Source organism: Arthrobacter sp. P2b, assembly GCF_900168295.1.
Taxonomy (GTDB): domain Bacteria; phylum Actinomycetota; class Actinomycetes; order Actinomycetales; family Micrococcaceae; genus Arthrobacter.
Genome location: NZ_FVZL01000013.1, coordinates 24857 through 47137, shown reverse-complemented (window position 1 = coordinate 47137; position 22281 = coordinate 24857). Strand labels below are relative to the sequence as shown.

Here is a 22281-nt window from a genome sequence, read left to right as displayed (position 1 = left end):
TTCAGTCTTCCATTCCGGCCAGCGCGTCCCGGGCCGTGGAGTCTAGAGCGCGGCGCAGTGTTTTGACCCTGTAGTCGCTGGAGACGGAGGTGTAGAGGGCGGTCGTTGAGGCGTGCTCGTGCCCGGCCTGGTGCTGGACGAACAAAGCGTCCATACCTGATTCGATCAGGTGGGTGACGTAGGAGCGGCGCAGCGAGTGGATGTCGAGGCCGGGGGAGAGGCCCAGGTCCTCGCAGTACCGGTTGAACCTTCGGTTCAGCGCCGTCTCCGAAACAAGGGTGCCCCGTTCGGAAGGGAACAGGTCCAGGCCGTCGGTCATGTGCGGGTGGCCGTGTTCCAGCCAGTCGGCAACGATTTCCGCGGACCAGTCGAACACGGTGAGCACGCTGCGGCGCTTGGGTGGTGAACCCTTCATGGCCTTCCCGTAGCGGACCTGCAAGACCCCGTACTTGCCGAATTCCCGGGCGTGTGGGTTCCGGGCAAAATCGACAGTCTGCAGGTGCCTGACCTCGTTGCGGCGGAGGCCCCAGCAGTAGGCCACTTTGAACAGGACAGCGTCGCGGTAGGCCGGCAGCCAGCCCTTGCGGCCCAGCGTTGCGATCCTGTCCACCTCGTCATCGGCCCGGTCAAAGAAGGCCTGCAGCTCCTGCCGGGTGAACGGCCGCCGCTTAGGATCCGATTCGTTGGTCTGGGCGTGGACGGCGGTGTTCCAGTCGAAACAGACCTGCGAAGGGTGCGTTCCGAAATACTGCTTGCAGACCCGGTCCCAGCCATAATCAGGCGAGGCTACGTACGAGCAGAACGCCCGGAGCGCCGCTTGATAACTCCGGATCGTGGACTGGGCCGCGTGCTTCACGCTGCGCAGATCACCGAAGAACTCATCCACATGTGCTGGCGTCCACTGCCACGGATACTCATTCGTGGACTCCTGGAACCGCGTCACGAGCCGCTCCCGGCCTTCGATTGTGCCAAACGACAGATTCCTGCTCAGCTGCTGATTCCGCCAACCCGTGAGCATCTGGTTGAAAACGACATCCTCCGGATGAAGGAAACGCACTGCGCCGAAATCCAGCACCCGTCCCGCTGAATCGACCGACACGAACCCTCCTGAAGCATTGCATTGGATGCAAGAATCATGCAATTAATGCACAACGCCTGCAAATCCACTGCGAAACCGGGCATCCAAGATCAAGGTCATGTGGCTTTGCGCGGCCCATCGATGCTTTTAGGAATGCCCTGCGCCGAATCTGTGCGACGTGTTTCCGCAGGTCAGGGCGCTTTGCGACGCTGAATGACTACGTGGCGGCGAGTCGCGGGCGGAAGAGGGGTGATCATGCATCAGATGCAATAATCATTATTCAGCCTTACATAATCACGGTTATCGGCGATTCAAATTAGGCGGGGAGTGCCGTCGTCTTGGCACATCTAGGGTTTTGCCAGGCGCGTTCAGGAGAGGCGTGCGATGCTTCGGCGTGATGCCTTGGGTGTTTTGCCCATCGTCGCCTGGCTCAGGCATCGCCGTACAAGACGCTCGCTTAACCCTGCGCGCCGGGCTAGTGCCGTATTCGTTGGGCGACGGCCCGCGGCATACTCCGCGGCAAGAACTGTATTGACCCGCTGGATAGCCCAAATCGGCACCGCTTGATTGGACATAGCTTGGGTTCACTTTCGTTCAGGCTGATCTAAGGTGTCTGTCGCAGTTACGGGCCGCCGAGGTCCCGCCAAATCAGAATCGGGGGGGGGTAGGGACGTCACGAAGAGCCCGGCCGGGCAGTCCCGGCCGAGCGTCTTCTGCCCTATTGATCTGAGCGCTACGGGCTCGGCTATGTTGCAGTCAGCCAGCTGGCACTAGCGCGCGGCGGTGGCGGGCTGTTCCTGGAAGGCGGGCACGACGTGCTCGATGAACAGCTCAAGTGAGCGCTTCTTCTCTTCATGGGTGAGGCTGTTGTCGGCCCAGAAGCTGAATTCGTCTACGCCGAGTGCCTCGTAGCGGCGGAGACGCTCGATAACCTCATTGGGCGTTCCGATCATCGCCGTCTTGTGGAACGATTCCGGCGTGAACTCCGGACGCTCGGCGAACTTCTCTTCAGGGCTGGGCTCGAGGAAGCCGTTCTTCGGGGTGGTCTTGTTGCCGAACCAGGCATCGAAGGTCCGGTAGAACTTTTGGATGGCCTCGGCCGGGCGCCGCCATCCCTCGGGCTCGTCTTCGGAGTGGACGTGCGTGTGGCGGAGCACCATGAGGTCCGGACGGGGGACGCCGGGGTTGTTCTCCACAGCGGTGTCGAACTTGTTGGCGAGGTCCTCGACTTCCTCGTCGCCCTTCATCAGCGGGGTCACCATGACGTTGCAGCCGTTGGCGACGGCGAACTCGTGCGAGGAGATGTCGCGGGCCGCGATCCACATGGGCGGGGTGGGCTTCTGAATGGGCTTCGGGACACTGGTGGACGTCGGGAACTGCCAGACCTCGCCGTCGTGTGCGTAGTCACCTTCCCAGAGCTTGCGCACTGCCGGGACGAGCTCGCGCAGGTGCTTGCCGCCGTCGACCGCGGACATGCCGCCCATCAGGCGGTCGAACTCGAACTGGTATGCGCCGCGGGCGAGTCCCACTTCCATGCGCCCGTTGCTGATGACGTCCAGGAGCGCGGTTTCGCCGGCAACGCGGAGCGGGTTCCAGAACGGCGCGATGATGGTGCCCGCGCCGAGCCGGATCCTGGACGTGCGGGCGGCCAGGTAGGCGAGCTGGGGCATGGGGCTGGGAGAGATGGTGTACTCCATGGAGTGGTGTTCACCGATCCAGACGGTGCTGAATCCTCCGGCTTCCGCCATGAGCGTCAGTTCCGTCAGGTTCTCGAACAATTCCTGGTGCGAGACGGACTCGTCCCAGCGTTCCATGTGGACGAAGAGTGAAAAGCGCATCATTAAATCCTTTGTTCTGCCGCGGCGTTCTGCGGTGCCTCGTTGACCACAGCTCCGGAGGCTGCTGCATTGCGTTCGGCGATGGTCTGGTTGCCGCGGGACCAGTGTTCATGCTCGATCTCGCGGATGATGACGGTGGTGTTGTCCGGAACTGCACCCACAGCGGTTTCTGCCGCCCGGTGCAGTTCGGCGATGAGTGCGCGGAGCTGCTCCGGGGTCCGGCCCCGGGCGATGGAGACTTCGATGAGTGGCATGGGTGGCTCCTTCAGCTGCGCAGGACGAAGGGGTCGGACACGGGACCTTCGTCGGTATTGATCCAGATGCTCTTGAGCCGGGTGTATTCGTGCATGGATTCGAGTCCGTGCTCGATGCCCACGCCCGAGTTCTTGAAGCCCTGCCGCGGCGACATCGGGGACATGGCGCGGTAGGTGTTGACCCACACTGTGCCTGCTTCAAGCCGGCGCGCCATGCGGTGGGCGCGTGCCAGGTTCTGGGTCCAGACGCCGGCGGCCAGTCCGTACTCGGTGTCGTTGGCCAGGCCCACCACCTCGTCCTCGGAGTCGAAGGGCATGATCGCGGCGACGGGGCCGAAGATTTCCTCCCTTACTACGCGCATGGAGTTGTCGACGTCGGTAAGGACAGTCGGCGAGAAGAAGTATCCCGGAAGGTCGATCTCGGGCCTGCGGCCACCGGTCCGGACGGTTGCACCCTCGCTGACGCCGAGGTCGACGTAGGAGCTCACCTTGTCCAGCTGGGCGCCGAAGGCGAGGGGCCCGAGCTCGGTGTTGGCGAGGAGCGGGTCACCGATGATGATGGAGGCGGCCCGTTCCGCGACCCGCTCAACGAGTTCGTCATAGACGCTGCGATGGGCAAAGACCCGGCTGCCCGCGATGCAGGTCTGGCCTGCCGCGGCGAAGATGCCGGCGATGACACCCATGGCGGCGTTCGAGACATCTGCGTCGCCGAACACGATGTTGGGGCTCTTGCCGCCCAGTTCAAGGGTGGAGCCGATGAAGCGTGACGCGGTCTCCGCGGCGATGCGGGCTCCGGTCTGCGTGGAGCCCGTGAAGGAAATCTTTGCCAGGTCCGGATGGCTGACCAGGGCAGCGCCGGCTTCCTGGCCGAAGCCGGTGACGACGTTCACCACGCCGTCGGGGAACCCGGCCTGTGAGGCTAGTTCGGCGACGCGCAGTATGGTCCGCGAGGTGTACTCGCTGGGCTTGATGACCACGGTGTTGCCTGCAGCCAGGGCAGGGGCGAGCTTGGAGGTGGTCAGCGTCAGCGGGGAGTTCCACGGCGTGATGGCCCCGACGACGCCGAGCGGCTCCCGCTGGGTGTAGTTGAGCATCGCGAGTGAATTCGTGGGGATCTGGCTGCCCTGGACCTTGTCCGCGAGCCCGGCGTAGTAGTACAGGTACTCCGGCAGGCCGGCGAGCTGGCCGCGCATCTCGCGCAGCAGCTTGCCATTGTCCAGGGTCTCAAGCTCGGCGAGCTCCTCGGCATGCTCGCCAATGAGATCACCGAGGCGGCGCAGGAGGTGGCCCCGCTTGGTGGCCGTGAGGTCACGCCAGAGCGGCGACTGGAACGCGGTCTTCGCCGCTGCCACGGCCCGGCGCACGTCCTCCTCGGTTCCCCGGGCCGCCTCGTAGAGGACCTCGAGTGTTGCGGGGTTGGTGCTGGCGAAGTATTCCCCGCCGGCGGGAGCAGACCAGGTGCCCCCGATAAAGTGCTCGAGTCGAACAGTCATGCGCGTTCTCCTTCGGAATCTTTGATGAACTCGTTGATGGCCCGGGCCAGGACGTCAGCGTCCTGGACGGGGAGCATGTGCCGGGCACCCGGCACGACGACGGCCTTCGCACCGGGGATGGCTGCGGCCAGCCGCCTCGTCATCTCCGGCGTCGACCCCGGGTCATGCTCGCCGGTGATGGCCAGCGCCGGCACCTCGATGCGGCTGAGCTCGTTGCCGATCACCCCGTCCCCTAAGGCGAAGACACGGTAGGCGTGGATAAAGGACTGGACGTCATTTGCCTCAAGGGTCCGGCGGGTCGCGTCCACGACGCTTTGGGGCACGGCCGTCCCTGAGTACCAGCGGTCAATCGAAGCCTCAACCGTTGCCGGGAAGTCGGCTTCGGCCGATGCCAGCCGGGCGCCGACCGCACTGCGCTCGGCATCAGTGCGTTGGCACACCGAACTCACGCAGGTGAGGGTCTTGACCCGGCCGGGATGGAACCTCGCGATGTACTGCGCAACCAGCGCCCCCAGTGAGAAGCCCACGAGATGGGACCGCTCGGGGAGGCGCGTCAGCACGTCGTCGGCCAGGTCTTTAAGGGTGACCGGTTGCGTCAGCGGCGGCTGCTGGCCGTGCCCGGGCAGGTCGACGGCGATCGACTCACACCCGAGCGCTTCCTGGACGGGCGCCCACATGGCCGCATCGAGGCCCACCCCGTGAAGGAGGGCAACGGGAGTTTCCTGCGTGTGTGTCATTGCTCTGTGGAGAGGGGCGCCAGGCGTTCCTGCGGCCGGCCCTGTGCGGAGGCCGCGAGGGCAATGAGGATCTCACCGGGGTGGGGAGCGTCGGCGATCCTGACCTCGACGGTCTGGTGGTGGGAGCGGATGGTCGCATCCGTGATGTGCTTCATCGGGATGTCGAACACGGTGCCGGCCGGCGCGCGTTTCTCGACGGCGGGCAGCAGGGTGGTTGCGGAAGCGGCCTTGCGGTAGTGGTCACCGAACTTGAGTGTGTGGATCAGTGCCGAGCCGTGCTCCACCTCCCCTTCGATGCCCACAATGGCTGCTTTGCCGTAGGCCTCCACCGGGGCGCCAAGCGCCTCGATGACCTTGGGAGTAAGGAGTGCGCCAAGGTCGGAGGCTGTTGCATCGATGCCCTGGCTAAGGTCCTCGACGAAGCCCTGGCCTGCCCAGGGGTTTTCCACGACGGCGACGGCGACGGCGACACGGGCTCCGGGCGTGACGGGACGGCCGCCCTCGGTCAGGATTTCTTCGGACAAAGTAACGATCTTGCGGATGTTCACGGCAGGATTCCCTCCAGTATTTCAGCGGTAACGGGTCGGTCAGTTGTTCGGTCGCCAATGCGGGGATGCGGACGCGAGCCTGTGGAGGCGGCGGCGATCACGACGATCTCATCCGGGTGGGGCGCATCGCTCAGGCTCAGCGTCAGGGTTTGGTAGTGGCTGCGGGTGGAGGCGGCCTCTTTGTGCCACATGGGCACGCCAATGGAGGTCCCCGGTTCGGCGCGGTCGTCAGAGAAGGACAGGATGGACGTGCCTTCGAGGAACTCCCGGACAAGGTTGCCGAAGAACGGGGTGTGGATCAGCGCCGCAGCGTGCTCGACCTCACCGTTCAGCCCTACTACGGCCGACTTGCCGAACGCCTCGATTTCGCCGGCACCGCCCAGTGCTGCGGTGAGGCGGTCGGTGAGGACTTTCGCGAGCACCGGAGCGATCCGTTCGGTCTCGGGTGCCAGATCGTTCGAGACCGGTGAGCCGGCCCAGGGGTTGCGGACGATGGCGGCTGCGGCGGCCCTGGTCACGCTGGTGGGCAGGGAACCCTGGCCGTCGCGGAGGAGCTCTTCCGTGAGCACGGTGATCTTCCGAACACCAACCTGCCGGGCAAGCTCTTCCATGAGCTGCGCCTGCTGAAGATCGGTTCCGTCATCGGAACGGGAAGTCAGTGCTGTATCAGACATGGTTCAGGTCCTTCCATCGGAAGGAAAGGGAAGTCAGGGAGCACACAGTGCACGTCCTTTCGGTTTCTCCGCCTCAAAGGCTGGCGGTTCGCTGGTATGCGGCAAGGCCACGCTGGCCATCCCTTTCACAAGGGATGGATCCAGCCAAAATTTCAATTCCCGGCAACGTCTGGCGATTCGGGGGCGATACGGGCTGCGGCAAGGCTAGAGGCATTGACGTGGCCGCGCATTGCAAGTTCGGCACCGGTGGGATCTTTTTCCAGGATCGCTTCGAGAACCGACTGATGCTCACGGATGGAGGCCCGCATCCGGGCCGGACGCTCAACGGTCTCCAGGACAATCCGGTGGTAGGCAAGCTGGTTCATGAGGCGCCCGTAGTGCTCGCGGAGCTTTGAGTTATCGGAGCCGTTCACGATGGTCCAGTGGAACTCATGGACCAGTTCGGCATACTTGGCGCTGTCCCCCCGGCGCTCGGCGCCCTCTGACGCCTCAATGTTGCGTTTGAGACGGTCCAGCTCCGGCACGGGACCGCGCCGGGCGAGCAGGCTGGCCGCCAGGCCCTCCAGGCTTTCCTTCAGCTGGAACAGTTCCACAATTTCGCGCCGGGTGGGTATCCGGACGAAGGTGCCGACCTTTGGGCGTATTTCAACCAAGCCCTCATTTTCCAGCTGCTTGAGCGCTTCCCGCACCGGCGTTCTGCTCACATCGAACTCTTCAGCCAGGAACAACTCAGGCAGGGGAGCACCTGGCGGGTACTCGCCGCTGAGAACGAGCTTGCGCAGCTTATCCAGGAGGCTTCCCTGGTTCCCGTTCGCTTGCTCTTGTGTTTTGGCCTGAAGCATCTCTTGCATGCATCAAACGTACGTTGCATACAAGCAGGGCGTCAAGGGATTGGTTCTATTCCGCGTTGTAACGCTATTTTCCGCGGAGGGTGTTGACGCAGATCACACTTAGATTTACGGTTGTGGCATGCAACAGACAATCAACCACACCTTGACCGCAGCTTGGACCGCAGCCTGGGACGAGGGTGACGTCAGTGCTTTCGACGCAATCGTCACCGCCGACTACCAGCGTGAAAGCGCCGGCACGAAAAAGATCACCGGTCTGAAGGAACTTCAGCAGGAAATCCTCGAAGTCCGGGCGGCATTCCCGGACCTCACCACCCGCATCGACAAGGTCATCGCGGACGGCGACGATGTAGCCATTTTCTGGACAACTACCGGCACCTTCACGCACCCGCTGGGTGGAGTCCCGCCCACAGGACGTGTCGTGGAGACCCGCGGATCAAACGCCCTCACGCTGCGCGATGGCCGTATTGCGTACGAGCGGGTTACCTGGGACGCCGCAGAACTCCTGGCCGACCTGGGTGTTCCGTCCCTCCACTCGGCATTCGAGGACGAAACCACGGACGTCGTGGTGGATGAACTGACCGGCAACCTTCCGCTGGACGTCATGAAGGGCTTCAACCGGCAGTTCATTACCGGTGTCACCGTGGTGACCACCGTCGACGAAGACGGCAAACCCCGGGGCCTTGCGGCAAACTCCTATGCTTCGATTTCGCTGGACCCGCCGCTCGTTCTCGTCTGTGTCCAGAAGACGTCGTCCACCTACCCGGCCCTGTTCCGGTCGGAACACTTCGGGATCAATATCCTCAGCAACGAACAGCACGACACTGTACGGACGTTTGCTTCCAAGGCTCCGGACAAATTCGCCAACCTGGAATGGCACGCAGGCCCCCACGGTGTGCCACTGATCGACGGCTCGGCCGCCTCACTCGAGGCCGAGATCAAGGAACGCTTCCAGGCAAAGACCCACACCATCTTCGTCGGCCGGGTACGGCACGCTGAAGTCGCAGACGTAGACCCCATGATCTACAAGGCAGGCCACTTCTTTGACGGCGCACGCCTCCAAGAACTCTGAGCGCACCACCGCACAGCCGTCCCACACCAGCCGGCCTCCAGCTGACTGACAAGGGCACGCAACGTCCCTCCTTCGTGAAGGCATCCCCAACCAAACCTATGCAGCCCACTGCAACCTGGAGCACCCATGACCCACATCAAAACTGCCGAGGATCTGATGGATGAAACATCCCCCGGCATGGGCGACAACAGCAAGGCATCGCACTCCCCGGCTGCCCCCGAGGAGGCAACCGAAACCCCGATGGCCAAAGCCGACCGCCTCCGGCACCGGCCAGGGGCAGTCTTCTGGACATCCGTTGGCCTCATCGGCGCGTTCACCGCCTGGGCTTCCTTGGCCCCCGAAAACCTGAGCGCCGTCATGACCGCGGCAATGAACTGGGTCGCCGAAAGCGTCGGCTGGAGCTACCTGCTTGTGACCCTCGGCTGCATCGGTCTGCTCATCTACATCGGCATCAGCAGGTTCGGAACCATCCGACTCGGCGCCGACGACGCAAAGCCCGACTTCAGCACCTGGTCCTGGCTTGCGATGATCCTCTCCGCGGTCATGGGGATTGGCCTCATCAGCTATGGCGTCGCGGAACCCATTTCGCACTTCGCTTCCCCGCCCCACGGCCTCGCCGAGGCCGGCACCATGGAAGCCGCCGTCCGGGCCATGCAGTTCTCCTACTTCGACTGGGGTCCGCACGCCTGGGCCGTGTTCGGGGTCTTCGGCCTCGCCATCGCCTACTCCACACACCGCCGCAACAACGCCGGACTGGTCTCGCCCATGCTGCGTCCGGTCTTCGGCAAACTGGTGGACGGCTGGTTCGGCAAGATGATCGACATCTTCGCCATCATCGCCACCCTCTTCGGAACAACCACGTCCCTTGGACTCGGCGCCTCACAGATCGGCGAAGGGGTGGACCGGGTCTTCGGCATTCCCTCCAGCCTTGTGGGCCAGATCCTGATCATCGCCGTCATCACGGTGATCTTCACGCTCTCCGCGCTCTCCGGCGTGCACCGCGGCATCAAGTACCTGAGCCAGGGCACCATGGTCCTCTCTGCCGGGCTGGCCCTCTTCGTCTTGTTCACGGGACCCACCAACTTCATCTCAAACCTGTTCTTCCGTTCCCTCGGCGAATACCTCAGCGGCTTCTTCGCCGTCAGCCTGCTGACGCCAAGCACCCCCGACGACGTCCAGTGGATGCAGTGGTGGACCTACTTCATGATGGCCTGGTGGCTGAGCTGGGGCGCCTTCGTGGGGGTCTTCCTCGCCAAGATCTCCAGGGGACGCACGGTGCGCCAGTTCATCGCGGGCGTCATGATCGTTCCGAGCGTTGTGTTCTTCGCCTGGTTCACCATCTTCGGCGGTTCGGCAATCAAGTTCGACATGGATAACGGCGGCCAGATCGGTGCCGCTGCGCTGGAGGACGTCAACTCGGCCTTCTTCGCCACCCTCGCTGAGCTCCCGTTGTCCGGCATCACCTCCGTGGTGGCGATCTTCCTGGTGGTGATGTACTTCGTCTCCGGCGCCGACGCGAACACCTTCGTGCTCAGCATGATGTCCTCCCGCGGAACACTCAAGCCCACCAAGCCGGTTCTGACAACCTGGGGCCTGCTCACCGGGCTGTGCGCCGTCGTTCTCCTCATCGTCGGAGGCCTGGGGGCGCTCCAGCAGGCGGCCATGCTGTCGGCACTCCCGTTCACCGTGATTGTCGCCCTCCTCGGCTATGGCCTGGTGGTGGAGCTGAGGAAGGACCCCCAGTTCGAGGGGACCCGCGCGCTGACCCAGCGCGATCTCAGCCGCATCCTCAAGCGCGAGGCTGACTGAGCATGACGAAACCCCGCCTCAGCTCCTAACCCTGGTGGTTGAGCCTGTCGAAACCCGCGTGTTGTAACCCGGTTTCGACAGGCTCAACCACTGATTTTCGAACTTCTCCAAGGAACACCATGACCACTTCCCCCGCACTATCCCCTGCCACCTTGTCCGAGCATGAGGCCTCCCTCCTTGCCTCTGTCCCAACCGGCCTATTGATCGATGGCGAGTGGCGGGAGGCGTCCGACGGCGGCACGTTTGACGTCCATGACCCCGCCACCGGCGAGGTGCTCGCCGTCCTCGCCTCCGCCACCAGCGATGACGCGATTGCGGCGTTGGATGCAGCCGACGCCGCCCAGGCGTCGTGGGCGCGGACTGCGCCCCGGGTGCGGGCGGAGATCCTCCGGCGCGCCTTTGACCTGGTCACCGAGCGTGCCGAGGACTTTGCCCTGCTGATGACCCTGGAGATGGGCAAACCGCTGGCTGAAGCCCGCGGCGAGGTCACCTACGGCGCCGAATTCCTGCGCTGGTTCTCGGAAGAAACCGTCCGCGACTACGGCCGCTACCTGACGTCGCCGGAGGGGAAGAACAAGATCCTCGTCCAGCACAAACCCGTCGGCCCCTGCCTGCTCATCACCCCCTGGAACTTCCCCCTGGCGATGGCCACCCGCAAAGTAGCCCCCGCCGTCGCGGCCGGGTGCACCATGGTCCTCAAACCCGCCAAACTCACCCCGCTGACGGCCCAGTACTTCGCCCAGACCATGCTCGACGCCGGCTTGCCGCCCGGCGTCCTGAACGTCGTTTCCTCCTCATCAGCATCCGGGATCTCCGGGCCGCTGCTGAAGGACTCCCGCCTCCGGAAGGTCTCCTTCACCGGCTCCACCCAGGTCGGCAAGCGCCTCATGGCAGACGCCGCGCAGAACGTGCTGCGGACTTCGATGGAGCTCGGCGGGAACGCCCCCTTCATCGTCTTCGAAGACGCCGACCTGGACGCCGCCGTCGAAGGGGCGATGGCTGCCAAGATGCGGAACATGGGCGAAGCCTGCACCGCCGCGAACCGGTTCCTCGTGCACGAATCCGTCGCCCAGGAATTCACCCGCAAGTTCGCCGCCGCGATGAGCGCTCTCACAACCGGGCGAGGCACCGACCCCGCCACCCAGGTGGGTCCGCTGATCGACGCCGGCGCCCGCGACGACGTCCACGCCCTGGTGGCTGCCGCCGTCGACGCCGGAGCGGTGGCGGTCACCGGCGGCGGACCCGTGGACGGGCCCGGCTACTTCTACCAGCCCACCGTCCTCGCCGATGTGCCCAACGGTGCGGCTATTCTGGGCCAGGAAATCTTCGGGCCCGTCGCCCCCGTCACCACCTTCACCACCGAAGAGGACGCCATCCGGCTGGCCAACGCCTCCGAGTACGGCCTCGCCTCTTACCTCTACAGCCGCGACTACAACAAGCTCCTGCGGGTGGCCGAACAGATCGAGTTCGGCATGGTCGGCTTCAACGCCGGCGTCATCTCCAACGCCGCAGCACCCTTCGGCGGCGTCAAACAATCCGGCCTCGGCCGCGAAGGCGGCACCGAAGGCATCGCCGAATACACCACCACCCAATACATCGGCATCGCCGACCCCTACGCCGGCTAACTGTCCCCTTCCTGCCTCGGAAGGATGTATCACACCACCAGGACCTCCCATCCTCGCAACTGGGAGGTCCTGGTTCCAATGGACACACGCGACGCCAGGCGTAGACGGCCTCCACGTCACAGAGCACTGTAAAAGTAGGAGAGTCCAGGTCAATTGGGCTGGCTCATCTACAGCATTCGACCCGGAAGCGGCGCCTGTTGAATGTGAACTCATCTCGTTTTATGCCGCATCAATCCAGGATGGCCAATGAACACTGACAGTGAAGTCGTACATGCTGCTGATGCCCTCACTGCATGGATAAGCGGCGTTTCCGCCGAGACCAAGGAACTTGCGAGGAACGTTACCTCGCTCCTGGAGGAGAAAAATCCCGTCGGCAAGTCCAGGATCAGTAAGACTGGACTGGTAGGACTGGACGAAGTCGCGCGGGAGTTCCTGGCGAAGAAACCTTATGCTGTCGGCGCTTGGATATTTCTCTCCGCAGCATCCGTTGAAGAGGGCGGCCGATCTTTCGAATGGTGGGTCCGCACCAACTCCGGCGGCATGGAGAGAGTTGATGCTGATCGGACCCCCGGCAGTACCCGGTATTACGACTACGAGAAGCTGCCGTTCTTCTCGACTGCCGCTTCCACGCGTGAGCAGGCTCTATCCGGCCCGTATGTGGACTTTCTCGGCTTCGAGGAGTACATCCTCTCATTCACGGCCCCGTTTTCCGTCCATGGAAGTTTTATGGGGGTAGCGGGCTGTGACATTCGGATTAAGGATCTGGAGCCCCTCATCATGCCAAATCTGCTTGCCGTCCCAAGCGACGCCGCCCTCATAAACGCCAGCAACCGCGTCGTTCTTGGCAACTCAGGCAGATACTTGGTTGGCGAGCGGATCAAGCCCGAAGCTCCAGGCCAGCATCGGATAGCTTTGGATGTTCCACACTTGGGTCTATCTCTGATCTACGGCGAGTAGTCTCAGCTTCCAGCGGAAGCCGCCCGTCTCAGCCCAGCGGCGCCGGGCCCAGCTCATCCAGCAGTTTCTGCATGGCCACGTAGGCCTTGTTGCGGTAGGCGATCAGCTCGGGGATCCGATCGGCCGGGACGTTGAGGAACCCGGCGCCGGTCTTGGTGCCGAGCTTCCCGGCCTCCACCAGACCGGAAAGAATCGCAGGCGTGGCGAACCGCTCCGGGAAATCCTTCTGCAGCGACTGGTAGCAGAAGTTGTACACGTCCAGCCCGGCCATGTCGGCGATGGCGAACGGACCGAAGAACGGCAGCCGGAAACCGAAGGTGGTGCGGACCAGGGTGTCCACGTCGTCCGCCGTCGCGATGCCCTGCTCCACCAGCTGCGCCGCCTCGTGGAACAGCGCGTACTGCAACCGGTTCAGCACAAAACCGGTGACGTCCTTGACCACCGCGGTCTGCTTGCCGGCGGCGTGGACCAGCTCGCGGACCGCCCCCACGGTGGAGGCAGACGTGCCAGCGTGCGGAATGATCTCGACCCCCGGAATGAACGGCGAGGGGTTCGAGAAGTGCACGCCCAGGAACCGCTCCGGATTGCTGACCGGCCGGGACAACTCAGCAATGGAGATGGTGGAAGTGTTGGAGCCGATGATGGCATCCGCCCGGGCAGCGGCACTGATCCGCGAAAGCGTCTGGTGCTTGATCTCCATAACCTCGGGGACGGCTTCCTCAATGAAGTCGGCGTCGGCCACGGCCTCCTCGATGTCCTTTGCGGCCCAGAGGTTCTGCTTCAGGATTTCGGTGGAGCCGGCGGGGAACAGCCCGTCGGCCACGAACTGGTCAGACTCCACCAGGAGTCGGTCGTAATTGTTTTGGGCCACCTCTGCGGACACGTCGGAGAGGGCCACACGCGCCCCTCCCAGCGCCAGGACCTGTGCGATCCCGCCGCCCATGTAGCCCGAGCCGACGATGGCGATTTTCCGGGCGCTCGCAGATGCTGGGGTGGTTGCTGTTTCGGTCATGATCAGACTGCCTTCGTGGATTCGGGCTCGTAGGAGCAGATGGCCTCCACCTTCGCGGCGGAGGCTGACTTTTCGTCGAAGCGGTAGTCGAGCCATTCGCCCACCAGCTTCTTGGCCAGTTCCAGGCCGATAACGCGCTGGCCCATGGTGAGGACCTGCGCGTTGTTGCTCAGCACCGACCGTTCGACGGAGTAGCCGTCGTGGGCGGTAACGGCGCGGATCCCCGGCACCTTGTTCGCCGCGATGGCCACGCCCAGTCCGGTACCGCAAATCAGCAGTGCACGGTCCGCCTCGCCCTGCGCCACTTTGCGCGCGGCGTCGACGGCGACATGCGGGTAGGCGGTCGTGTCACCGGCGCCGACCCCCACATCCACGACGGACGCAACACGGCTGTCCGCTGAAAGCAGCGCCTTCAGCGCCTCCTTGTATTCGACGCCGGCCTCGTCGTTGCCAATTACGATGCGCCAGCCTGCAGCGCCCTCCGCACTCACGCCCGGGCTCCATTTCCGGCCACCGAAGCGGCCATCCGGGAATCGGACAGGGGCTGCGAAAAATCGAGGTAATCAGAAACCCGCGTCGCGATCAGGGCAAAGGAAACCGCGCCGGGGTCCGGGTGCCCCAGGCTTTTCTCGGCCAGCGGCCGGGCCCTCCCCTTCAGCGGGCGCAGGGATGCGGTGGCGTCGGCTGCCTGCCGTGCGGCGGTTACCGCGGAGGCCAGCGCCCCGGTCACTGGTGCCCCATCGCCGAGCGCGGCCCGGAAGGCGTCCCGGAAGGGAAGCAGCGCGTCCACCATGGTCTTATCGCCCGGTCCCGCTTTGCCCAGGGTGGTGACGGCGTCCACGAATGCTGCCACGGCGGCCGCCGCGTCTTCGCTGCGGTACGAGTCCTTGGTGCCGAGAGTCCTTCCGGCAGCCGCCACCGCGGATCCCCACAGCGCCCCGGACGTTCCACCCGCGCGTTCGCTCCAGGCTTCCCCCGCAGCCGAGAGGACCCGCTGCACGGAAGCTCCGGCTGCCGCGGCGTCCCGCGCGGCAGTTGCCGCCGCTACCGCGCCCCGCCGCATGCCGATCCCATGGTCGCCGTCGCCGGCAATGGCGTCCAGCCTGCCCAGTTCCTCAACATGTTCGACGACGGCGTCCCGCGCCTGCGCCAGCACGGCGGCTGCCAGCCGGCCCAGCCCAGCCGCTGCCGCCGTCGTGCCTTCCATCTCAGCGGCCACGGCCTCTTCCGGTGCGGCCATCACTCGCCGTGCCCGCGGTGCCATGCTGCCCTTGCGGAACCCCGGGGTGTCAGCGGGGGCGGCCCAATAGTGCTCCAGTTCCTCGTCAAGCCACAGCAGGGTCAGGGACAGGCCGGACATGTCCAGGCTGGTGACCAGTTCACCGCATTCGGGCTCCACGACGGTAAGGCCGGCGGCGGTGAGGAGCTTCTCGATCTTGCCGAACAGCACGAACAATTCCTCGTACTTCACCCGGCCCAGACCGTTGAGGATGGCCACCACACGGTTCCCGGCGTCATCGGGTTTGTCGGCAAGCAGCCGGGAGACGAGCAGTTCGGCCAGCTCGGAGGCCGTGGGCAGGGGCTGTTCGGAGATCCCCGGTTCGCCGTGGATGCCCAGGCCCAGAGCCATCTTGCCGGCCGGCACGTGGAACAGCGGTTCCGCAGCGCCCGGCAGCGTACAGCCGTCGAAGGCCACGCCCAGGGAGCGGGTGCGGTAGTTGGCGCGGACAGCAAGCCGTTCGACGGCGTCGAGGTGCAGTCCCGCTTCGGCCGCCGCGCCCGCGATTTTGAAGACCGTCAGGTCACCGGCAATGCCGCGGCGCTTGTCGAGCTGGTCCAGGGGAGCGCTGGCTATGTCGTCCGTGACCAGCACCGTGCGGGTCTCGATGCCCTCGGCGTTCAGCCGCTGCTGCGCCTCGCCGAAATGGATCACGTCACCGGCGTAATTGCCGTAGCTGAACAGCACTCCGCCACCGGCGTTCGCCGCCTTGGCTACGCGGTAGGCCTGCCCGGCAGAGGGCGACGTGAAGATGTTGCCGCACACCGCTCCTGCTGCCAGGCCGGGCCCCACCAGCCCGGCGAAGGCGGGATAGTGGCCGGAACCGCCGCCCACCACCACGGCCACCTGGCCGGCAGCAACGTCCGTGGAACGGACCACGCCGCCGTCCACGCGGGCCACGTAGCCGCGGTTGGCTGCGACAAAACCGTCCAGCGCCTCCTGCTCAAATTCGGCAGGGTTGTCGAAGATCAGGGTCATGGTTTCCTCGTTGAATCCTTGGTATGAAGCCGTGAAGGCCTGCACCGGTTACACGCGGGCGGGTTCCGCCGCCGGCTGTTGCCGGCCCTGGGCCACCTGGCTGTTGCCGAGCACATAGCCGTCCTTCTTGGGGAGGACATGGCGCCGCAGGTAGTCCTGGTTGCTGGCCGCCACGCTCAGGCCATCCCCGCCGTAATGCTCGGCACAGAGGATGCCCTGGAACCCGACGGACAAGGCCAGCTTGAAGGCCTCGCGGTAATTGATCAGGCCGCTCTCCATGGGAGCGGGCATGGTGACGTACATGTCCCGCGCCACGTCCTCGTCGCGGAAGTAGTTCTTCATGTGCCAATAGTTGGAGTAGGGAAGGGTCTTGGCCACCAGCTCCCGCCAGTCCTCCACCGGCCGGTGAAGGCGAATCAGGTTGCCGAGATCCGGGTTCAGGCCCACGTTCGGGAGGCCAATGTCCTGGACAAGGCGCACCGCTGAATCCGCGGTTCCCAGGTACGTATCCTCGTACATTTCAAGCGAGAGCAGGACTCTCACCTCGGCCGCATGCCGGCCCAGTTCCCGGAGGCGGACCACGGCGTTGGCCCAGGTTTCCTCGTCTCCCACCGGGTCTTTGTGGCCGTCCACCGTCCAGAACCACAGCTGTTTCTGCTGCTCCGGCCTGATGGCCTGGTGGAATCCGACGGAGACAACCTCGCAGCCCAGCTCGGCCGCCGCGTCAATGGTGCGGTGGCTGTACGCCAGGTTGGCTTCCCAGTTGGCTTCGTCAATGACGCTGCGGCGGATGGCGGAGATGGCCGGGATGCCGAGGCCGGCGTTCTCCGCCGCCTGCCTGAACTCCGCGAGGCGGTCCTGGCTGAGGTCACCGGGACGGACCCAGCTGTCCGTGAGGTCTGCGTTGGCGAACCCGGCGTCCTTGACCTCGGTGAACACTTCCGCCCAGGCCGAGGGATCGGCGTCGTTGATGTGCATTCCCTGGGCGTTCGTGCCCGGGAACGGCAGCATGGCCGCGGCGATGGGCCAGGTGTCGGCTGTATAGGCCATGCCCTAGGAAGCTTCCTGGGGCTGGAGGGCATCCACATCGTCGGCCAGGACAGTCAGTTCCACGCTCTCCGGCCGTCCAACCGTGCTGGTGATGGGCACTGTCGAGCCGGTGTGGGCTGATTCGAGGACCGACTCCATCACTTCCAGGACGTGGTAGGCAAGGGTTCCGCCGGCCCGGGGCTCGGTGCCCTGCGGCGTGGAGGCCAGGTCGGCGATGCCGAAACCGCGTCCGGCGTCAACGTATCCGGCGGAGACGGGAAGGGTTTCCCAGGCGTCAGCGCCGAGGGCGAACAGCTGGACGTCGCCGTCAAAGTGGTTCGGGTCCGGCACCACCAGGGATCCGCGCTCGCCGTGGATCTCGATGTTCGGCGACTTGGACTTCACGGCATCGAAGCTCATCACAAGGGTGGAGAGCGCGCCGGAGGCGTGGACCAGTACGCCGGTCACGTGGGAATCGATATTAACGGGGACCTTTTCGCCCTGGCGCGGCCCGGAGCCGATGGTCCGCTCATCGCGGGTGTGGCTTGCGGCGCCGATGACTGAGACGACGGGGCCCAGCAGGGTGACCAGGGCGGTCACGTAATAGGGGCCCATGTCCAGGAGGGGTCCGCCGCCGGGCTGGTAGTAGAAGTCCGGATTGGGGTGCCAGCGTTCGTGGCCGGGGGTCACCATGGTGGCGCTCGCGGAGATGGGGGCGCCGATCAGTCCGTCATCGATCGCCTTGCGGGCGGTCTGGATGCCGGTGCCAAGAACCGTGTCAGGAGCGCAGCCGACGACGACGCCCGCCTCGCGCGCTGCGTCCAGCACCTTGCGCGCCTGGCCGGTTGTGGCGGCGAGGGGTTTCTCGCCGTACACGCTTTTGCCTGCGGCGATGGCCTTCAGTGCCACCTCGGCGTGCGCCGCCGGGATGGTCAGGTTCAGGACGAGTTCGACGTCGTCCGCCGCGAGGAGCGATTCAACGGAAACGGCCCGGACGCCCTCGTACTGCTCCGCGACGGCCTGGGCGCGTGCGGGGTCGAGGTCCGCCACCGCCACCAGCTGGATGTCCCCGAGTTTCCGGAAACTGGCCAGATACTGCGCGATGATGGCTCCGCAGCCAATGATTCCTACTTTCAACGGCTTGCCCACAGCAGGCCCCTTTCGATGATGGTGCGGACGTTCTGGTCCTGGAGGATTTCGACACGGTGGCCGGGAGTTGCGACGAAGATGCGGCCCTTGCCCCACTGGCGCGTCCAGATGGCCGGTGAGGTGACTTCGCGGTTCCACGGGTCCCACTCCCGGACCTTCTGGGTAGTGGTGGCCAGGACGTCGATGTAGTCATCCGAGAGAACCCAGTACTGCTCGGTGACCAGGTCGAAGTCCGGGATGCCCTTGGTGATGGGGTGTTCCGCGGCCGCCGGCAGCATGTTCACCGTGTAGGGCACATAGTTGTCGGACTGCTCCCCAACGCACTCGTCCGGATGCTTGCCCGGATGGCAGGCGAACTGGCCCCCGATCAGGTGCAGGTAGTCCGAGGTGTTCCGGTAGGAATCGGCGATCCCGCCGTGCCAGCCGGCCAGGCCGGTGCCGTTTTCCACGGCGGTCCGCAGCCCGGCGAACTCGTCCTTTTCGATGGTGCTCATGGTCATGCACTGCATGATCAGGTCCACGCCTGCCATGTAGCCTGCATCGGCGTAGACCTTGGGCGATTCCTCCACGCGGACGTCGTAGCCGTTGTCCTCGAGGTAGGGAATGAAGAGCTCGGTGGCCTCGTAGGGCTGATGGCCGTCCCAGCCGCCGCGGACCACCAGGGCATTCTTGCGATCTGTCATTGAGGAGTTCCTTTGTTTATCCACCGGCACGTTGAGGGCCGGCAGGAGGTTCGGGTCAGCGGCTGGCGAACGCGGCGTCGAAGGCCGCTGCGGGCGGGGCAATCCGGGCGAGTTCCTGGACCATGGCCAGCGCCTGCGGTGCACCGATGAGCCTGTCCATTCCGGCGTCCTCCCATTCGATGCTGGTGGGGCCGTCGTAGCCGATGGCGTTCAAGGTCCTGAAGATCCGGTTCCACTGGACGTCGCCGTGGCCGGCCGTGACAAAGTCCCAGCCGCGCCGCGGGTCCGCCCATGCCAGGTGGGAGCCCAGGCGGCCGTTGCGGCCATCAAGCTGCCGGACCGATTCCTTCACATGGACGTGCAGGATGTGTTCGGCGAAGTCCTGCAGGAACATCACCGGGTCCAGGTCCTGCCAGATGAAGTGGGACGGATCGAAGTTCAGTCCGAAGCTCTTGCGGTGCCCGATGGCTTCCAGGGTGCGCTTGGCGGTCCAGTAGTCGTAGGCGATTTCGGAGGGGTGGACCTCCAGTGCGAAGCGGACACCCTCCTCCTCGAAGACGTCCAGGATGGGGTTCCAGCGGTCGGCGAAGTCCTGGTAGCCGGCGTCGATCATTGCCTCGGAGGCGGGCGGGAACATGGCGACGGCCTTCCAGATGGAGGAACCGGTAAAACCTGTAACGGTCCTGACGCCGAGGCGCGCGGCTGCGCGGGCTGTGTCCTTCATCGACTCGGCGGCGCGGCGGCGCACTCCTTCAGGATCGCCGTCGCCCCAGATCCCAGCGGACAGGATGCCCTGGTGGCGTTCGTCGATGGGGTCGTCGCACACGGCCTGGCCGGTGAGGTGGTTGGCGATGGCGAAGACTTTCAGGTGGTTCTTCTCCAGGATGTCCAGCCGGCCCTGGAGGTAGTTGTCGTCCTCGGCGGCACGGCGCGGGTCCAGATGGTCGCCCCAGCAGGCGATCTCGAGCCCGTCGAAGCCCCACTCGCCGGCGAGCCGGGCCACCTCCTCAAAGGGCAGGTCGGCCCACTGGCCGGTAAAAAGAGTGATGGGTCGTGTCATGGCCGTTCCTTGTCCTGTCGTCATATGCCTAGACCTTTTGCCATTGGCTGGAGTTGGCGGCGCTGGCTTCCACGGCCGCGAGCACCCGCTGGACCTGCAGGGCGTCGGCAAACGATGGTTCGGGCTGGCGGCGCTCGCCGATCGCCGTCACCAGGTCCACTACCTGGTGGGTGAAGCCGTGTTCGTAGCCCAGGCCGTGGCCTGTGGGCCACCAGTTGCCGACGTACGGGTGCTCGGGCTCCGTGACGAAGATCTTGCGGAAGCCGGCGTCCGGGGATTCGGCCGCGTCGTAGAAGGACAGGACGTTCATGTCCTCGAAGTCGAAGGCCAGGGAACCTTTGGTGCCGTTGACTTCCAGGCGCATGGCGTTCTTCCGGCCCAGCGCGTAACGCGTGGCTTCGAAGACGCCGATCGTGCCCGTGGCGCCAGCGCCGCCGTCGAACCTTGCGCTGAAAATCGCTGCGTCATCCACGGTGACCGCTCCCCGGGGCGCATCGCTGCCGGCGTCCCCGTGGCCGCCGAGGCCCACCAGGTCACCGGCCAGCGGCCGCTCGGTGACAAACGTTTCGAGCAGGGCGGACACACCGCTGATGGTGTGGCCAGTGACCCACTGGGCCGCATCGATGCTGTGTGCCCCAATGTCGCCCAGGGAGCCGGACCCGGACTTGCTCTTGTCCAGCCGCCACGTCATGGGGGCGTTGGCATCGGAGAGCCAGTCCTGCAGATACTGTGCCCGGACGTGCCGGATGTCGCCCAGCCGGCCTTGTTCCACGAACCGCTTGGCCAGGGCCAGGGCGGGCGTACGGCGGTAGCTGAAGCCGCACATTGACATGATGCCCTGCTTGGCGGCGGTCTCCGCCGCAAGGGTCATCCGCTCGGCCTCCTCCACTGAGTTCGTCAGCGGCTTTTCACACAGCACATGCTTGCCGGCTTCAAGGGCGGCGATGGCAATTTCGGCGTGGGTGTTGCCGGGCGTGCAGATGTCGATGAGGTCGATGTCGTCCCGCTCGATCAGGCGGCGCCAATCCGTTTCGACGGATTCCCAGCCCAGCTTGTCCGCGGCGGCGCGGACGCCCTCGGCGTTCCGGCCGGCAACCGCGGTGAGCTCCGGCTGCAGCGGCAGGTCGAAGAACCGTGGGGCCGTTCGCCAGGCGTGGGAGTGCGCTGCACCCATAAAGGCGTAGCCCACCATGCCGACCCGCAGGGGTTTTGCGGTGGTCATGTGCATTTCCTTTCGTGAGAATCGTGGTCCTACTTGCTGAAGCCGGCGGTGAGGCCGCTGAGCAGCTGGCGGCGGCCCACGACGTAGAGCACGAGGATGGGCAGCGTGCTGAGCACCACCGAAGCCAGAACAGCCGGAATGTTGACGCTGTACTCGCCCTGGAACGTCCACAGCCCGAGGGGCAGGACGCGCAGCACCGGGCTCTGGGTCAGGACCAGCGGAAGCAGGAATCCGTTCCAAACGTGCAGGCCGTTGTAGATTGCGACGGTCACGATGGCGGGACGGGTCAGCGGGAGGGCCAGCCGCCACATGATCTGCCACTCGCTGCAGCCGTCCAGGCGCATTGACTCGAACAACTCGTTCGGCACGTCGCGGATGAAGTTGGACAGGATCAGCACCGTCAGCGGGATGGCAAAGGCTACGGACGGCAGCATCAGCGCCAGCAGGCTGTCGTACAGGTTGAGGCGGATGATCATCAGGTAGATCGGGATGATCGTGGCCTGGAGCGGGATGGCCAGTCCCATAAGGAACAAGCCGTTGACCAGTTTGAGGAACCTGCCGCTGCCCCTGACGATGGCGAACGAGGCCATAAATGAAACCAGCACCGCCGGAACCACCGAACCGATCGTAACGATGGAGCTGTTCATGAAGTACGTGGCGAAGTCGGCTTCCAGGACCAGCTGGTAGTTTTCCAAAGTCGGTGATGTGGGAAGTGCCAGCGGATTCTGCCCGAAGTAGCCTTCCTGCGTCTTCAGGCTGGTGATGACCACGTAGTACACCGGGATGATGATGATGGCGAGCCAGATCCAGCCGCCGAGGCCGGCCGGGACGTTGAACTGCCTCAGCCGGGAACCGACCCCCCGCTTCGCGGCGGCGATATTGGCGGGGGAGCCGACCCGGGCCTCCTCCGTGCTGTTACTCAGGACGGTACTCACG

At 64.9% G+C, this 22281-nt stretch carries 21 protein-coding genes; 4 read left to right on the top strand and 17 right to left on the bottom strand.

Annotated features, from left to right (window positions below):
* Nucleotide 1: 1 nt before the first annotated feature.
* The 8 genes from B5520_RS16780 to B5520_RS16745 all read right to left on the bottom strand — a co-directional run bounded on the left by B5520_RS16780 (nucleotide 2) and on the right by B5520_RS16745 (nucleotide 7473).
* A complete protein-coding gene (locus B5520_RS16780; protein ID WP_079598221.1) occupies nucleotides 2-1099 on the bottom strand; it encodes a tyrosine-type recombinase/integrase in 1098 nt (365 codons plus the stop codon).
* A 749-nt stretch (nucleotides 1100-1848) separates the two neighbouring features.
* Nucleotides 1849-2919 (bottom strand): LLM class flavin-dependent oxidoreductase, encoded by a 1071-nt coding sequence (locus B5520_RS16775; protein WP_254865607.1) that lies wholly within the window; start codon nucleotides 2917-2919, stop codon nucleotides 1849-1851.
* Nucleotides 2919-3170: a tautomerase family protein gene (locus B5520_RS16770; RefSeq protein ID WP_079598219.1), complete on the bottom strand. Its 252-nt coding sequence runs from the start codon at nucleotides 3168-3170 to the stop codon at nucleotides 2919-2921. Before B5520_RS16770 ends, B5520_RS16775 begins: the two co-directional genes overlap by 1 nt.
* An 11-nt stretch (nucleotides 3171-3181) precedes the next feature.
* The gene (locus B5520_RS16765) at nucleotides 3182-4663 is read right to left on the bottom strand and encodes an aldehyde dehydrogenase (protein ID WP_079598218.1); all 1482 of its coding nucleotides are present in this window, start codon (nucleotides 4661-4663) and stop codon (nucleotides 3182-3184) included.
* Nucleotides 4660-5400 (bottom strand): alpha/beta fold hydrolase, encoded by a 741-nt coding sequence (locus B5520_RS16760; protein WP_079598217.1) that lies wholly within the window; start codon nucleotides 5398-5400, stop codon nucleotides 4660-4662. Before B5520_RS16760 ends, B5520_RS16765 begins: the two co-directional genes overlap by 4 nt.
* The gene (locus tag B5520_RS16755) at nucleotides 5397-5948 is read right to left on the bottom strand and encodes an amino acid synthesis family protein (protein ID WP_079598216.1); all 552 of its coding nucleotides are present in this window, start codon (nucleotides 5946-5948) and stop codon (nucleotides 5397-5399) included. The genes B5520_RS16760 and B5520_RS16755 overlap by 4 nt, the downstream gene beginning before the upstream one ends.
* A complete protein-coding gene (locus B5520_RS16750; protein ID WP_176156893.1) occupies nucleotides 5945-6622 on the bottom strand; it encodes an amino acid synthesis family protein in 678 nt (225 codons plus the stop codon). The genes B5520_RS16755 and B5520_RS16750 overlap by 4 nt, the downstream gene beginning before the upstream one ends.
* A gap of 152 nt (nucleotides 6623-6774) precedes the next feature.
* Nucleotides 6775-7473 (bottom strand): GntR family transcriptional regulator, encoded by a 699-nt coding sequence (locus B5520_RS16745; protein ID WP_079598215.1) that lies wholly within the window; start codon nucleotides 7471-7473, stop codon nucleotides 6775-6777.
* 118 nt (nucleotides 7474-7591) lie between these two features.
* Between B5520_RS16745 and B5520_RS16740 the strand changes: the two genes are divergently transcribed.
* The 4 genes from B5520_RS16740 to B5520_RS16725 all read left to right on the top strand — a co-directional run bounded on the left by B5520_RS16740 (nucleotide 7592) and on the right by B5520_RS16725 (nucleotide 12933).
* Complete coding sequence (locus B5520_RS16740; RefSeq protein ID WP_079598214.1) at nucleotides 7592-8542, top strand: flavin reductase; 951 nt, start codon at nucleotides 7592-7594, stop codon at nucleotides 8540-8542.
* Nucleotides 8543-8668: 126 nt separating this feature from the next.
* Nucleotides 8669-10351, top strand: a complete 1683-nt coding sequence (locus B5520_RS16735) for a BCCT family transporter (protein WP_079598213.1) — start codon at nucleotides 8669-8671, stop codon at nucleotides 10349-10351.
* Between the two features lie 119 nt (nucleotides 10352-10470).
* Complete coding sequence (locus B5520_RS16730; RefSeq protein ID WP_079598212.1) at nucleotides 10471-11976, top strand: NAD-dependent succinate-semialdehyde dehydrogenase; 1506 nt, start codon at nucleotides 10471-10473, stop codon at nucleotides 11974-11976.
* Between the two features lie 246 nt (nucleotides 11977-12222).
* Nucleotides 12223-12933 (top strand): cache domain-containing protein, encoded by a 711-nt coding sequence (locus tag B5520_RS16725; protein WP_079598211.1) that lies wholly within the window; start codon nucleotides 12223-12225, stop codon nucleotides 12931-12933.
* Between the two features lie 28 nt (nucleotides 12934-12961).
* On the opposite strand, the gene B5520_RS16720 is transcribed toward B5520_RS16725, so the two are convergent.
* Genes B5520_RS16720 through B5520_RS16680 form a run of 9 tightly spaced genes read right to left on the bottom strand, consistent with a single transcriptional unit; the run spans nucleotide 12962 to nucleotide 22280 of the window.
* Entirely contained in the window at nucleotides 12962-13945 is a 984-nt protein-coding gene (locus B5520_RS16720; RefSeq protein WP_104443629.1) for a 3-hydroxyacyl-CoA dehydrogenase family protein, read from the bottom strand.
* A 2-nt stretch (nucleotides 13946-13947) separates the two neighbouring features.
* Nucleotides 13948-14436, bottom strand: a complete 489-nt coding sequence (locus B5520_RS16715) for a ribose-5-phosphate isomerase (protein ID WP_079598210.1) — start codon at nucleotides 14434-14436, stop codon at nucleotides 13948-13950.
* Nucleotides 14433-16202, bottom strand: coding sequence for a dihydroxyacetone kinase family protein (locus tag B5520_RS16710; RefSeq protein WP_079598259.1), 1770 nt, complete (start codon nucleotides 16200-16202; stop codon nucleotides 14433-14435). The genes B5520_RS16715 and B5520_RS16710 overlap by 4 nt, the downstream gene beginning before the upstream one ends.
* Nucleotides 16203-16250: 48 nt before the next feature.
* On the bottom strand, nucleotides 16251-17252 hold the full coding sequence (locus tag B5520_RS16705; RefSeq protein WP_079598209.1) for a sugar phosphate isomerase/epimerase family protein: 1002 nt from the start codon (nucleotides 17250-17252) through the stop codon (nucleotides 16251-16253).
* A 3-nt stretch (nucleotides 17253-17255) separates the two neighbouring features.
* A complete protein-coding gene (locus B5520_RS16700; RefSeq protein ID WP_079598208.1) occupies nucleotides 17256-18380 on the bottom strand; it encodes a Gfo/Idh/MocA family protein in 1125 nt (374 codons plus the stop codon).
* On the bottom strand, nucleotides 18365-19063 hold the full coding sequence (locus tag B5520_RS16695) for a ThuA domain-containing protein (protein WP_079598207.1): 699 nt from the start codon (nucleotides 19061-19063) through the stop codon (nucleotides 18365-18367). The genes B5520_RS16700 and B5520_RS16695 overlap by 16 nt, the downstream gene beginning before the upstream one ends.
* A 55-nt stretch (nucleotides 19064-19118) precedes the next feature.
* Nucleotides 19119-20123 (bottom strand): sugar phosphate isomerase/epimerase family protein, encoded by a 1005-nt coding sequence (locus B5520_RS16690; protein WP_079598206.1) that lies wholly within the window; start codon nucleotides 20121-20123, stop codon nucleotides 19119-19121.
* A gap of 28 nt (nucleotides 20124-20151) precedes the next feature.
* Nucleotides 20152-21345, bottom strand: coding sequence for a Gfo/Idh/MocA family protein (locus tag B5520_RS16685; RefSeq protein WP_079598205.1), 1194 nt, complete (start codon nucleotides 21343-21345; stop codon nucleotides 20152-20154).
* A 29-nt stretch (nucleotides 21346-21374) separates the two neighbouring features.
* Entirely contained in the window at nucleotides 21375-22280 is a 906-nt protein-coding gene (locus B5520_RS16680; protein WP_079598204.1) for a carbohydrate ABC transporter permease, read from the bottom strand.
* Between the last annotated feature and the right edge of the window lies 1 nt (nucleotide 22281).

Excerpts from the sequence above, each read along its gene's own strand:
- B5520_RS16685 (WP_079598205.1), bottom strand. The coding sequence starts at position 21,345 with ATGACCACCGCAAAACCCCTGCGGGTCGGCATGGTGGGCTACGCCTTT.
- B5520_RS16710 (WP_079598259.1), bottom strand. The coding sequence starts at position 16,202 with ATGACCCTGATCTTCGACAACCCTGCCGAATTTGAGCAGGAGGCGCTG.
- B5520_RS16690 (WP_079598206.1), bottom strand. The coding sequence starts at position 20,123 with ATGACACGACCCATCACTCTTTTTACCGGCCAGTGGGCCGACCTGCCC.
- B5520_RS16735 (WP_079598213.1), top strand. The coding sequence starts at position 8,669 with ATGACCCACATCAAAACTGCCGAGGATCTGATGGATGAAACATCCCCC.
- B5520_RS16770 (WP_079598219.1), bottom strand. The coding sequence starts at position 3,170 with ATGCCACTCATCGAAGTCTCCATCGCCCGGGGCCGGACCCCGGAGCAG.
- B5520_RS16750 (WP_176156893.1), bottom strand. The coding sequence starts at position 6,622 with ATGTCTGATACAGCACTGACTTCCCGTTCCGATGACGGAACCGATCTT.
- B5520_RS16705 (WP_079598209.1), bottom strand. The coding sequence starts at position 17,252 with ATGGCCTATACAGCCGACACCTGGCCCATCGCCGCGGCCATGCTGCCG.
- B5520_RS16720 (WP_104443629.1), bottom strand. The coding sequence starts at position 13,945 with ATGACCGAAACAGCAACCACCCCAGCATCTGCGAGCGCCCGGAAAATC.
- B5520_RS16730 (WP_079598212.1), top strand. The coding sequence starts at position 10,471 with ATGACCACTTCCCCCGCACTATCCCCTGCCACCTTGTCCGAGCATGAG.
- B5520_RS16760 (WP_079598217.1), bottom strand. The coding sequence starts at position 5,400 with ATGACACACACGCAGGAAACTCCCGTTGCCCTCCTTCACGGGGTGGGC.
- B5520_RS16695 (WP_079598207.1), bottom strand. The coding sequence starts at position 19,063 with ATGACAGATCGCAAGAATGCCCTGGTGGTCCGCGGCGGCTGGGACGGC.
- B5520_RS16725 (WP_079598211.1), top strand. The coding sequence starts at position 12,223 with ATGAACACTGACAGTGAAGTCGTACATGCTGCTGATGCCCTCACTGCA.
- B5520_RS16740 (WP_079598214.1), top strand. The coding sequence starts at position 7,592 with ATGCAACAGACAATCAACCACACCTTGACCGCAGCTTGGACCGCAGCC.
- B5520_RS16765 (WP_079598218.1), bottom strand. The coding sequence starts at position 4,663 with ATGACTGTTCGACTCGAGCACTTTATCGGGGGCACCTGGTCTGCTCCC.
- B5520_RS16775 (WP_254865607.1), bottom strand. The coding sequence starts at position 2,919 with ATGATGCGCTTTTCACTCTTCGTCCACATGGAACGCTGGGACGAGTCC.
- B5520_RS16745 (WP_079598215.1), bottom strand. The coding sequence starts at position 7,473 with ATGCAAGAGATGCTTCAGGCCAAAACACAAGAGCAAGCGAACGGGAAC.